This window comes from Bacillus sp. BB081 (assembly GCF_008368895.1).
Classification (GTDB): Bacteria; Bacillota; Bacilli; order Bacillales; family Bacillaceae_G; genus Bacillus_A; species Bacillus_A wiedmannii.
This window is the reverse complement of the sequence record NZ_QOZX01000024.1, coordinates 16,474-28,455: the sequence shown is the minus strand read 5'-3', so window position 1 is coordinate 28,455 and position 11,982 is coordinate 16,474. Positions and strand designations below refer to the sequence as shown.

Sequence of the window (11,982 nt, the reverse complement as noted above, 5' to 3'; positions counted from 1 at the left end):
GGCAAAAAGCGCCTCTTTGTCAGAAGCTCCATCCCCCTCACATTCTGAACGAGCTGCTTCTGCTTTTGGTTTCATCTAGCTACAGCGGCTAGAACAGTCAGTCGTTTCACGCCTTCCTACGAGGCTAAACAGTCGGCTCCGCTTTTGGTTTGATCACGGGAAACGAGGGAATTGACCGAAGTCCGGACTGCGTTTTTCTTTGAACGCGTCGCGACCTTCTTTTGCTTCGTCAGTTGTGTAGTACAATAACGTTGCATCTCCAGCTAGTTGTTGAATACCAGCTAGACCGTCTGTGTCTGCGTTGAATGCAGCTTTTAGGAAACGAAGTGCCATTGGGCTGTTTGCTAAGATTTCTTGTGCCCATTGTACTGTTTCTGCTTCAAGCTCTTCTAATGGTACTACTGTGTTTACTAAGCCCATATCAAGCGCTTCCTGTGCGCTGTATTGACGGCATAGGTACCAAATTTCGCGAGCTTTCTTGTGGCCTACCATACGAGCTAAGTAACCAGCTCCGTATCCACCGTCAAAGCTTCCTACTTTAGGACCTGTTTGTCCGAATACAGCGTTGTCTGCAGCGATTGTTAAGTCACATACGATATGAAGTACGTGTCCACCACCGATTGCATAACCTGCTACCATTGCGATAACTGGTTTAGGAATTGCGCGAATTAGACGTTGTAAGTCTAATACATTTAAACGAGGGATTTGGTCGTCACCTACATATCCACCATGACCGCGAACTTTTTGGTCGCCGCCAGAACAGAATGCACGTCCACCTTCACCTGTTAAAATGATAACGCCAACATTTGCATCATCACGAGCGTGTGCAAAAGCGTTGATTAACTCCATTACCGTTTTAGGACGGAATGCGTTATGTACTTCAGGACGGTTAATCGAAATCTTTGCGATACCATTGTATGTTGAATAAATAATATCTTCGTAATTGCCTTCTTTTACCCATTCAATAGCCATTACAACTACCTCCTTGTATATTTCTGATCTCCTCTATAAGTGTAGCTTCCTTCTTAGATGAAAAAGCATCACTGCATAGTTTTTAGAAATCCCTTTACTATTGTATCAAACTTTTCCGGTTGTTCCACATGAATTGCATGGCCAGCACCATCAATTTTGACAAATTTCGCGTCAGAGACGCATTTTTCAATGTTTTTTAATATGCGAAAGAACTTTTCATCATGCTCCCCATTCATTAAAAGAACAGGTATTTTTAAGTTTTGCAGCTCGTTCCACCATGAAGGCTGAGCCCCTGTTCCCATGCCGCGCAAGCTATTTGCAATTCCTTTTGGATTGTTAGCAACTCTTTCTTTTCGCACTGCTTCTTGTACGTTTTGTGCTAAACGTTTTTGCGTTTCAAACAGAGGAATATTTTCCCACATCGTTACAAAACTATTGATGCCTTCTCGCTCAATTTTATTGGCAAGTCGCTCATCTTTTTCACAGCGTTCTTTTCTAGCCTCTTCACTTTCAAGCCCAGCTGTACAATTTTCTAATAAAAGAGAATGTACATACTCTGGATATAGACATGCCATCGTAATCGCCAGTCTACCGCCCATTGAATAGCCGAGTATGTGCGCTTTTTCAATATGAAGGTAATCTAGTAGTTCTTTCATTTGCAATGCTACATTTCGAATATCATAATGAGTCACATCTTCAGGACTTTCCGTTTTTCCGTGCCCCACAATGTCTACTAGAATGACTTGAAACTGCTCACTCCAAGAAGGAACGAAGGAACGCCACGTTTCCATGCTTCCCGTAAAACCATGAAGAAGTAGAAGTGGTTCCCCGCTTCCGACTACTTCATATTCATACGATACACCTTGCAGCGTTACGTTCATTTTGATTCACCTTGCAACGATGTAGTAATTACGTCCTGCGTTTTTGCCCATAATGTACGGTGCAATGTTAAGTTTTCATCACGATTCGTACAAATTTCTACAACGTGTAAACCTTCCGTCGTCGTTCCCTTTTGTACCTCTTCTCGGAATTGCTCCCAACCATTTACACGGCTAAATGAACCGCCGTACATTTTGACAACATGCTCGTAATCAAGTCCAATTGGCGTTCCAAATAATGATTCGAAATGTTCCTTTTTCTCATACTGTGGTAAGAATGAGAAAATACCACCACCGTCATTATTTACAACGACAATTGTTATATTTAATTCATGTAATTTTGCGGCTAATAATCCGTTTAAATCGTGATAAAATGATAAATCACCGATCACTAATACGAGCGGATCGCAAATAATGCTCGCTCCTAAAGCTGTCGAAATGATTCCATCAATCCCGTTTACACCGCGGTTTGCCATCACTTGAATATTTTTATCCGATGTGAAGAAGAATGAATCTGTATCACGAATTGGCATACTATTACTTGCAAATAACGTTGCCCCTTCTGGTAATACGCGGACGATATCCGTAATAACTTTCCCTTCAAATGCCGTTTCATATGCTTCCATTTCACGAAGCGTTTCCTTCGTTTTTTCGTTTATATGTTGCCACATTCCGAACCAATCATTCTTTTTCATAACTGGCATTTTTTCTATTAGTGCCCTGCAAAATGCAATATCACTTGCCTGTACAACTTCTGTCGCAACGAGAGCTGGGTCTCTCCATTGGCCAGATTCTTCAACAACGATATGAACGGCTTTCGTCTGTTTTTTAATGAACTGCGTTAATGCTTTCGAAACAGGCATACCACCAAAGCGAATCATAACTTCTGGCTTCCACGTTTCTTTTAACAATTCATTTCTTAAAAATGTATCGTAACAGTCGATTATCATCGTTTTATCGTGGTGTCCGCTACGAATGTTAGAAAGTGGATCCGCCAATATTGGATATCCCGTTTTTTCAGCTAGTTCTGCCGCAAACGCTGCGATTTCTGAATGACTATCATCTCCACAAATAATAAGCCCCTTTTCCATATGTGAAAGGCGCCCTACAAGAGAATCTACATATTCACTCGGCATCATCACGTTCCCTTGCTGAACTACTCCTGTATATTCCCCGCGTCCTTTATCCCATAAACTTTCTAATGAGAAATCTGGGATAAGCGGCTCGCGAACTGGAAAATTAAGATGAACAGGTCCTTGCGGCGCTAGAAGTGCGCTTGCTATCGTGCGCTGCGTCGTCATGCGAGCATAATGATACATCGCTTCACTCGCTTCTGGAAGTGCCATCTCTGTAAATTGCTTCACAAATGTACCGTATAAATTGAATTGATTCATCGCTTGTGGTGCACCAACATCTCTTAATTCATGCGGTCTATCTGCCGTTAAGACGATAAGCGGCACTCGTGAATGAAAAGCTTCACATACAGCTGGATAGTAGTTCGCTGCTGCCGTTCCTGACGTACATAATAATGCAACAGGGCGTTTTTTTGCTTTTGCGATACCGAGTGCAAAAAATCCCGCTGATCTTTCATCTACATGTAAATATGTGTTCATTCCTTCATGTTGTTCCATTAGTAGAGCAATCGGTGTTGACCGTGAGCCTGGACTAATGACAACATCACATACATTTAGACGCGTCAGTTCATCCACGAACGCGCCTAAATAATATGATAATGCTTCTATATGATTGTTCATTTCATTAATTCCTCCAAAGCACCAAGCATCGGTCTAAACTTCAAGCTTGTTTCTTCATATTCAAGTTGCGGTACTGAATCAATTACAATCCCGCACCCGGCAAATAAGGATGCTTTTGCGCCATTTAATAATCCGCAGCGAAGTGCAACCGCAAATTCACCATTTCCTTCATCATCTATCCAGCCAATCGGTGCACCATATAACCCTCTGTCTAACAATTCAACATCACGAATCAGTTTCATCGCTTCCAAACGAGGTGTCCCGCCAAGAGCTGGTGTTGGGTGTAATTCTTCTACCATTGTTAAAAGACTCGCATCGCCTTTTGCCTCTACAGGCGTATATAAATGAATTAAGTTTTTCGTTGTTAATAAGCCCGGACTTTCCGGAATATTAACGGATTCGCAGTGCTCATTTAGCACTCCTCGAATCATGTTCACAACATAACCGTGTTCAGCTAAATTCTTTTCATCATGAAGAAGCGCATTACTATTTCGTTTACTTTCTTCTATAGATTGACCATGACCAGTTGAACCAGCAAGACACATCGAAGTAAACTTCTCATCTTCTTTGCGAATTAATCTCTCTGGCGTCGCTCCTAAGAAGCATGCTCCTTTATAATCAAAAGAAAATACGTAACAATCTGGTTGCCCAATGCGAAGCGCTTCTAAAACAAGAGCAGAATCAATATGATGATTCATTTCTACTTTTAGCTCCCTCGCTAATACAACCTTCTGCACGTTCCCCTGCTTCATCTCATCTTGCACTTTCTCAATGGCCTTCATCCAGCCTTTCGGATCTACTTCTACTTTAGAAGTAACTGTTAATTTCGATCCTTCTAGTGCACATTTACTCTCCCCAAAAATTTTCTCTTCTAAAGAAACAATTTCGTTATAAAGAGTTTCTGCACAATCAGTTGCTGAAACGAATGTATTCATTGTTAACCATGCTTTTTCATTTTTTACAGTTAATAAAAATGCTGGTAGTGAAAATGTCGTATCATCAAATTCTTTCCATAAGTCGGTTTTCTCTTTTTCTTGGTCAAATGAAAATCCACCAAATAAAAGAGGACCTGTTCCAAATTCGTATCTTTCTCTTTGTACAAATGCTTTCTCTTTTACTTTATCCCACTCGTCACGAGCCGTTTGAAAGCGTTTGTGAGAAGAAGTTGCTATAGTGAAAACAGAGCCAATTCCAGCAAATATTACATGCTGAGCTGGGTCTGCAAAATAACATCTATTTTCGAATGAGATCCTTTTTCCTGCTGCATAAAACAGAAGCGGATCTATCCAGTCTATTTGTTTTACGAAGCTAACCAATATTTTTTCATCAGTTGCACGCTTAATGGCTGCACTAAAAACTTCTTGCAAGCCTATTTGTTTCGTTTGAATCACAATTGTCTCCCCCCTATGGGCGAAAAATAGTCATAATTACGCTTGATTTTAAGATACACCTCAAACGAAAGGCCTGTCAACGTTTAGCATTTCTGAGAAATTCCCCTTCTCTTCCTAGAAAATAAACGTTGACACTAAATGATGCTTTTTCTACACTTAGTTGTGTACAATATGTGACCAAAGGAGGATTCACCATGGAAATGAACGTCGAAACGAATTCCTCTCCTACGGCGCCAAAGCCAAGTAAGCAAACAGGCTGGCGCATTTGGTGGAGTTTACTACGTCCCCATACATTAACAGCAGCTTTCGTTCCTGTTTTCATCGGAACAGCCTATGCAATGCAGGTCGGAGGTATAAATCAAATACATCTCCCTCTTTTCCTTATGATGCTTCTCGCTTGTCTTCTCATTCAAGCAGCAACAAACATGTTTAATGAATACTTTGATTATAAAAGAGGACTCGATCACGAAGGGTCAGTTGGTATCGGCGGCGCTATCGTTCGCGATGGCATTCAGCCGAAAACAGTGCTTAACTTAGCATTTGGATTTTTCGGCATCGCAATACTATTAGGTGTTTATATTTGTATGAATTCTAGCTGGTGGCTTGCTGCAATCGGTCTTGTTTGTATGGCCGTTGCCTACCTTTATACAGGTGGCCCACTTCCAATTGCCTATACACCATTTGGAGAGTTAACAGCCGGATTATTTATGGGTGTCATTATTATTGGGATTTCATTCTTTATTCAAACTGGAACTGTAACATCAGAAGTCATTTTATTATCTATTCCAAGCTCCATTTTAATTGGTGCCATTTTACTAGCCAATAACATTCGTGACTTAGATGGCGATAAAGAAAATGGTCGTAAAACGTTAGCAATTCTCGTTGGACGTGAAAGAGCCGTTGGTGTACTCGCTTCTATGTTCATCGTTTCTTATATTTGGACAATCGCTCTAATTATCGTGAACATCGTATCACCGTGGATGCTTATCGTATTTTTAAGTGCACCGAAAGCATTAAAAGCGACGAAAGGCTTTATCGGCAAAAGCATTCCAATGGAAATGGTACCTGCGATGATTGCAACAGCGAAAACAAATACAATCTTCGGTCTCCTCATGGGAATCGGATTATTGCTTGGATATTTCCTCTAAAAGGAGCTGCTTATGCAGCTCTTTTTTCATATACCAATTTCAGCTCATAATTCCTCCTCTCGACGCTCATACTATGTAAAGAAACTGAATTGTAGGAAGGTGGACGACTATGTTAACTCCACAACAAATAAATCAATTTAAATCTATTTTAGAAAAACAACAGCAAGAAGTTGAACAAACAATACAAACTCATGAGAATACAGATCGTGCTTCTGAACGCGATTCTGTTGGAGAATTATCTAGCTATGACAATCATCCAGGTGATATGGCTACAGAATTGTACGAACGTGAGAAAGATTTCGGGCTCATCGAATTTTGGCATAAGCAGCTAGAAGATACAAAACATGCCCTGCAAAAAATTGAAGCAGGTACGTATGGAATTTGCGAAGTATCTGGCGAAGAAATTCCGTTTGAAAGATTAGAGGCAATGCCAACCGCTACAACATGTATTCAGCACACTACAAATAAATTAAATATGAACACGCGACCAGTTGAAGAAGAGGTGTTGGCTCCTTCTTTTCACAAGCACGACGAAGATCATTCTGTAGAATATGATGCTGAAGATGCATGGCAAGATGTCGCAAATTACGGGACATCAGAAACACCGTCCGATTTAGAAAGACAGGATTCCAAAAACTATAATGGCATGTACGTAAATAGTGAAGAAAATGTTGGGTATGTAGAGGATTTCGAAAATTTTATAGGAACAGACATGTATGGCAAAAATCCTCAAGTTTTCGCCACAGAAGAACATGAAGAATATGAACAAATGCTTGATGACTTTGAAGAGCGTACCTTTAAGGGCGAGTTATCTTCAAATGAATCTAGCTCCAAAGAATAAAAAAGCATTCCGAAATTCGGAATGCTTTTTATCGCTAGCTAATTAGTTTTTTGTAACGTTAGCTGCTTGTGGTCCGCGGTTTCCTTCAACGATTTCGAAAGAAACTTCTTGACCTTCTTCTAAAGTTTTGAAGCCGTCGCCTTGGATAGCTGAGAAATGTACGAATACGTCTTCTCCGCCTTCAACTTCGATGAAGCCAAAACCTTTTTCGCCGTTAAACCATTTAACTTTACCTGTTTGCATGTCATGTACCTCCTAAATAAAAATGAAACTATGAATCCACATGAAAAGGTGGATATAAAGGACATGAATGTATAACAAGCTTACAGCCTTTAATACAACGTGCTTTATTTCCGTACCACATTATGTAGCTCAATAGTTCTTTCACTATATCATGCTATGTCAAAAACGTCAAATGAGAACACTTTCAATCCATCGTTTTTTATAATCCTAGTATAACCTTAAATTTTCATTCTATTTTTATTCAAAAATTAACAAATCTACAGTATTCTAATTCCTTTGATTTCTGTACAATATAATTACTACATATGATGAGGTGAAAAAATGCAAGCACATGAAATCGAGTATAAGTTATATGGCGATGATATGCAGTTTGTTGAAATTGAATTAGATCCAGAAGAAAGCGTTATCGCAGAGGCTGGCGCAATGATGATGATGGAAGATCATATCGAAATGGAAACCATTTTCGGTGATGGTTCTGGCCCATCTAGTGGTCTATTCGGTAAATTAATGGGCGCTGGTAAGCGTCTTGTTACAGGTGAAAGTATGTTTATGACTGTCTTTACAAATACAGGTCATGGCAAGCGCCACGTATCATTCGCCGCTCCTTATCCAGGAAAAATCATCCCTGTTGATTTAACACAATATCAAGGGAAAGTCGTTTGTCAAAAAGATGCGTTTCTTTGTGCAGCAAAGGGCGTTTCTATCGGAATTGAGTTTACGAAAAAAATTGGAACTGGTTTCTTCGGTGGTGAAGGTTTCATCATGCAGAAACTTGAAGGTGATGGACTCGCTTTCATGCATGCAGGAGGAACTGTATATAAGCGCGAATTAAAACCTGGCGAAAGACTTCGCATCGATACAGGTTGTCTCGTTGCCATGACAAAAGACGTTAACTACGATATCGAGTTCGTTGGAAAAGTCAAAACAGCTCTATTTGGCGGCGAAGGTTTATTCTTCGCAACGTTAGAAGGTCCTGGAACGGTTTGGATTCAGTCCTTAACACTTAGCCGTTTAGCAGCACGTCTTACAAGCCCAGCAGCTCAAAACAGCGGTGAAGGCAGCGTTTTAGGCGGACTTGGACGTTTATTAGATGGAAAAGAGTAAACAGTGCCCTTATGGGGTGCTGTTTTATTTTGGCATGGTTCGTCCATAAGTCGCTATAATCTCATCCACTAATTTAAATACGCGATACAAACTATTTGCCCCCTCCAAAAGAATGAATCAAGTCCCTCACTGCATATATTGAACTATACCTTTTCTTAAGGAGGGCTTCCTTAATGCGTACTCCTTTATCCTTCGATAAAGATACCGCCATATTGTTAGCTTCTTGTTGTGAGTTAACGTATGAACAATATAAACAAAATGGGATTTTCGAAATACCGGATGGTTTTCAATATGTACAAGGCTTTCAAGGAAAAACCATTCAAACGACAGAATGGTTCGGATTCATACTAGAATCTGAGGATACGATTATTGTAGCTTTTCGCGGAACACAAACAGATACAGACTGGATTATCGATTCACTCGTTAACCAAAAACCATACCCATATGCTTTAAACAGCGGAAATGTCCATAACGGCTTTCTTTCCATTTATGAATCTTGCCGAGATTCTATTATGGATATGCTCGTATCACTACCAGCCCATAAAAAACTTCTTGCAACAGGTCATAGCTTAGGCGGCGCGCTTGCCACACTACATATACTCGATGCGCGTATCAACACCGCCTTCGCACAGTACGGTCTTTATACATTTGCCTCTCCTAAAGTGGGCGATATTGCATTTCGTAATTATTATAAACTACAAGTAGCTAGTAGCTTTCGCTTCGTTAATCTATTTGATGTCGTTCCTCTTCTCCCTCCGCGCAATGTCCATTTTAATGACCAAGACTGGGAATATGCACACGTTCATCACAACATGACATTTACAAAAAACACAAAATCTATTACAAATAATCATGCCATGACAACATACAAAACATGTCTGACTTCTCATTTTTAACCAGGTAATGATTGGAAACCCTATATCCTTATACTATAATAATATATGAAGTTATTTTTGGATGAGGGGACCTTACATGCTAAAATTTATCTTTGCACTTTTTCTCATTGTAATTTTTACGTTTACAGGTTTCTTTACATTTTCATACTTTGCGACGGGAGAATATGGTGGAACAGGTATCATATATACCGCTATCCCATTTCTTTCTTAAGCAAAAAAAGAAAACCGAGCTTAAGGAGATTAAGCTCGGTTTTTAGCAATTATATTCCTCTTTTAAAAGTGAATACACTTTGTCTCCATGAATAAAAGTCCCTTCAAAAGGGACTTTCACTTAATACTGTGTAACGGCATTACCAATACTCCAAATCTCATTACTATACTGTAAAATCGTTCGATCACTCGCAAAATGACCAGACTGTGCAATATTTAAAATCGACATTTCTAGCCACTTCGTTCGGTTTTCATACGCTCTACCGACAGCTTCTTGTCTTTCCGCATATGGACCAAAATCTCGCAGAACGAAGTATTCATCATTTTGAATTACGAGAGAATCATAAATCGCTTCAAATTCAGCTCCCGAATGTGCAAAGAAACCATTCGTTAACTGATCTACTACTTTTTTAATATGCATATTGTGGTGATAATAATCACTTGCACGATATCCACCATTTTGATAGTAATGAAGAACCTCTTCCGCTGTTAAGCCAAAAATGAAACAGTTATCATCACCGACCCGGTCTTTTATTTCAACATTAGCTCCGTCTAACGTTCCGAGTGTAATCGCACCATTCATCATAAATTTCATATTCCCTGTTCCTGACGCTTCTTTACTCGCAGTTGAAATTTGCTCACTCACATCCGCAGCTGGGAATATATCTTCCGCTACAGACACTCGATAGTTTTCTAGAAAGATAACTTTCATATATTGGCTTACGTACGGATCATTATTCACTTTCCTTGCGAGTTCATTGATTAATTTAATAATTTTTTTCGCATAGTAATAGCCAGGTGATGCTTTCGCTCCAAAGATAAACGTACGCGGATAAAATGTAAAACTAGCATCCTCTTTCAAACGGTTATACAAATATAAAATATGAAGAACGTTTAATAGTTGTCGTTTGTAAGCATGTAGTCTTTTTACTTGCACATCAAAAATAGAATTAGGATCAATTGTAATCCCCATTTTATTATAAATACGCTCCGCTAAAATCTCTTTACGCTCTTGTTTTACCTCTGCAAATTTCTCTTGGAAACTCGCATCGTATTGAACTGTTTGCAGCGCTTGAAGCTTAATCGGTTCTTTCTTCCACTCTGTTCCAATCGCCTCTGAAATAAGGTTTGTCAGCTGCGGATTCGCCTTCATTAACCAACGTCTATGAGCAATTCCATTCGTTTTATTATTAAACTTATCTGGATAAAACTCATAAAACAATCGCATTTCACGTTGCTTTAAAATTTCCGTATGAATTTTTGCTACACCATTTACACTATGGCTACCGACAATTGCTAAATGAGCCATTTTCACAAGATCATGCGCAATAATCGCCATCTCTTCAATACGATGCCATTCATATGGATAACGTTCCCAAAGTTCATGACAGAAACGTTCATTAATCTCTTCAATAATCATATAAATTCTCGGTAATAACGGTTTAAAAATGTGAATTGGCCACTTCTCAAGCGCTTCTGATAACGTCGTATGATTCGTATAAGAAATCGTTTGCGATGTTATATGCCAAGCTTCTTCCCATGCTAGTTTTTCTTCATCTAATAAAATACGCATTAGTTCTGGAATCGCCAAAACTGGATGTGTATCATTAATATGAATCGCAATTTTCTCATGTAATTGACGAAGGTCACCATATCTTTCTCTATGCATACGAACGATATTTTGCAAGCTTGCTGATACGAGGAAATATTGTTGCTTCAAACGAAGTATTTTCCCCTCATCATGCGTATCATCTGGATATAAAAACTCCGATACCGCCTCTGTTTCACGCTTATATTTCAAAATATCTTTGCAATTTTGCGGGAAAGGAACTGGTTCAGCATTCCAAAGTCTGAGTGTATTTACAGTACTCGTCTCGTAACCTACTACTGGAACGTCATATGGTACTGCCATAATCACTTCTGCATTCGTATGCCTGAACTCTAAACGCCCATCAATGTATAGCGGTTCAACATTGCCGAAATAACTTACTTCTACAGCTTGATCATGCCTTCTTACTTCCCATACGTTTTCATGAAGAAGCCACTGTTCTGGAAATTCAACTTGATAACCATCAACAATTTTTTGATCAAATAAGCCGTGTTTGTAACGAATTCCACAGCCATGACCTGGTAAGTTTAAAGATGCAAGTGAATCAAGGAAACAGGCTGCTAATCGTCCAAGTCCACCATTTCCAAGACCTGCATCTGCTTCCACCTCTTCTAACTGTTGCAAAGAAATCCCAAGCTCAGAAAGTCCTTGCTCACATACATCCCTGATGCCTAAATTTAATATGTTACTCCCAAGCAAACGCCCAAGTAAAAACTCAATGGATAAGTAATACATTTGCTTTTGCTCTCCAGATCGATAACTTTCGTTCGTTGCGATCCATTGACTATTCATATACTCACGCACCATGTACCCAAGCGTATTGTATTGGTCACGAGTTGTAGAATCTTTGAAACTTTTCCCATACATCGTCTCTAACTTTTCTAGAAAAGCTGATTTGAAGCTTTCAACATGAGTAAACATTTCTTCACCACCTAC

Annotated in this window: 11 protein-coding genes; 5 read left to right on the top strand and 6 right to left on the bottom strand. The window is 39.5% G+C overall.

Annotated features, from left to right (window positions below):
• Window positions 1–153 precede the first annotated feature (153 nt).
• From menB to DN394_RS13040, 4 genes are all read right to left on the bottom strand, one after another.
• Window positions 154–972 carry a 1,4-dihydroxy-2-naphthoyl-CoA synthase gene (menB, locus tag DN394_RS13055; protein ID WP_000963888.1) on the bottom strand — a complete coding sequence of 273 codons (819 nt, stop codon included), beginning with the start codon at window positions 970–972 and terminating at the stop codon, window positions 154–156.
• 68 nt (window positions 973–1,040) lie between these two features.
• Window positions 1,041–1,853 (bottom strand): 2-succinyl-6-hydroxy-2,4-cyclohexadiene-1-carboxylate synthase, encoded by an 813-nt coding sequence (menH, locus tag DN394_RS13050; RefSeq protein ID WP_098085187.1) that lies wholly within the window; start codon window positions 1,851–1,853, stop codon window positions 1,041–1,043.
• Window positions 1,850–3,604 (bottom strand): 2-succinyl-5-enolpyruvyl-6-hydroxy-3-cyclohexene-1-carboxylic-acid synthase, encoded by a 1,755-nt coding sequence (menD, locus tag DN394_RS13045; protein WP_097917770.1) that lies wholly within the window; start codon window positions 3,602–3,604, stop codon window positions 1,850–1,852. The genes menH and menD overlap by 4 nt, the downstream gene beginning before the upstream one ends.
• Window positions 3,601–4,995, bottom strand: a complete 1,395-nt coding sequence (locus DN394_RS13040) for an isochorismate synthase (protein ID WP_097917769.1) — start codon at window positions 4,993–4,995, stop codon at window positions 3,601–3,603. The genes menD and DN394_RS13040 overlap by 4 nt, the downstream gene beginning before the upstream one ends.
• Before the next feature lie 194 nt (window positions 4,996–5,189).
• Here DN394_RS13040 and DN394_RS13035 point away from each other — a divergent pair, with 194 nt between their 5' ends.
• Both DN394_RS13035 and DN394_RS13030 read left to right on the top strand, forming a co-directional pair.
• Window positions 5,190–6,143 carry a 1,4-dihydroxy-2-naphthoate polyprenyltransferase gene (locus tag DN394_RS13035; protein WP_000425755.1) on the top strand — a complete coding sequence of 318 codons (954 nt, stop codon included), beginning with the start codon at window positions 5,190–5,192 and terminating at the stop codon, window positions 6,141–6,143.
• Window positions 6,144–6,252: 109 nt separating this feature from the next.
• On the top strand, window positions 6,253–6,984 hold the full coding sequence (locus DN394_RS13030) for a yteA family sporulation protein (protein ID WP_000957360.1): 732 nt from the start codon (window positions 6,253–6,255) through the stop codon (window positions 6,982–6,984).
• A gap of 42 nt (window positions 6,985–7,026) precedes the next feature.
• Here the strand turns inward: DN394_RS13030 and cspD are convergent, their stop codons facing one another.
• Window positions 7,027–7,227, bottom strand: a complete 201-nt coding sequence (cspD, locus tag DN394_RS13025; protein WP_001193052.1) for a cold-shock protein CspD — start codon at window positions 7,225–7,227, stop codon at window positions 7,027–7,029.
• A gap of 321 nt (window positions 7,228–7,548) precedes the next feature.
• Here cspD and DN394_RS13020 point away from each other — a divergent pair, with 321 nt between their 5' ends.
• The 3 genes from DN394_RS13020 (at window position 7,549) to DN394_RS29395 (ending at window position 9,438) form a co-directional block, all read left to right on the top strand.
• On the top strand, window positions 7,549–8,331 hold the full coding sequence (locus tag DN394_RS13020) for a TIGR00266 family protein (RefSeq protein WP_001147830.1): 783 nt from the start codon (window positions 7,549–7,551) through the stop codon (window positions 8,329–8,331).
• A gap of 173 nt (window positions 8,332–8,504) precedes the next feature.
• Complete coding sequence (locus DN394_RS13015) at window positions 8,505–9,227, top strand: lipase family protein (protein WP_001260119.1); 723 nt, start codon at window positions 8,505–8,507, stop codon at window positions 9,225–9,227.
• A gap of 76 nt (window positions 9,228–9,303) precedes the next feature.
• Window positions 9,304–9,438 (top strand): hypothetical protein, encoded by a 135-nt coding sequence (locus tag DN394_RS29395; RefSeq protein ID WP_000911073.1) that lies wholly within the window; start codon window positions 9,304–9,306, stop codon window positions 9,436–9,438.
• Between the two features lie 120 nt (window positions 9,439–9,558).
• Here the strand turns inward: DN394_RS29395 and glgP are convergent, their stop codons facing one another.
• Entirely contained in the window at window positions 9,559–11,967 is a 2,409-nt protein-coding gene (gene glgP, locus DN394_RS13010; protein WP_149293856.1) for a glycogen phosphorylase, read from the bottom strand.
• Window positions 11,968–11,982 lie beyond the last annotated feature (15 nt).

Bases quoted from the DNA above. Each gene is read 5' to 3' on its own strand.
- menB (WP_000963888.1), bottom strand. From the start codon at position 972: ATGGCTATTGAATGGGTAAAAGAAGGCAATTACGAAGATATTATTTAT.
- menH (WP_098085187.1), bottom strand. From the start codon at position 1,853: ATGAACGTAACGCTGCAAGGTGTATCGTATGAATATGAAGTAGTCGGA.
- menD (WP_097917770.1), bottom strand. From the start codon at position 3,604: ATGAACAATCATATAGAAGCATTATCATATTATTTAGGCGCGTTCGTG.
- DN394_RS13035 (WP_000425755.1), top strand. From the start codon at position 5,190: ATGGAAATGAACGTCGAAACGAATTCCTCTCCTACGGCGCCAAAGCCA.
- DN394_RS13030 (WP_000957360.1), top strand. From the start codon at position 6,253: ATGTTAACTCCACAACAAATAAATCAATTTAAATCTATTTTAGAAAAA.
- cspD (WP_001193052.1), bottom strand. From the start codon at position 7,227: ATGCAAACAGGTAAAGTTAAATGGTTTAACGGCGAAAAAGGTTTTGGC.
- DN394_RS13020 (WP_001147830.1), top strand. From the start codon at position 7,549: ATGCAAGCACATGAAATCGAGTATAAGTTATATGGCGATGATATGCAG.
- DN394_RS13015 (WP_001260119.1), top strand. From the start codon at position 8,505: ATGCGTACTCCTTTATCCTTCGATAAAGATACCGCCATATTGTTAGCT.
- DN394_RS29395 (WP_000911073.1), top strand. From the start codon at position 9,304: ATGCTAAAATTTATCTTTGCACTTTTTCTCATTGTAATTTTTACGTTT.
- glgP (WP_149293856.1), bottom strand. From the start codon at position 11,967: ATGTTTACTCATGTTGAAAGCTTCAAATCAGCTTTTCTAGAAAAGTTA.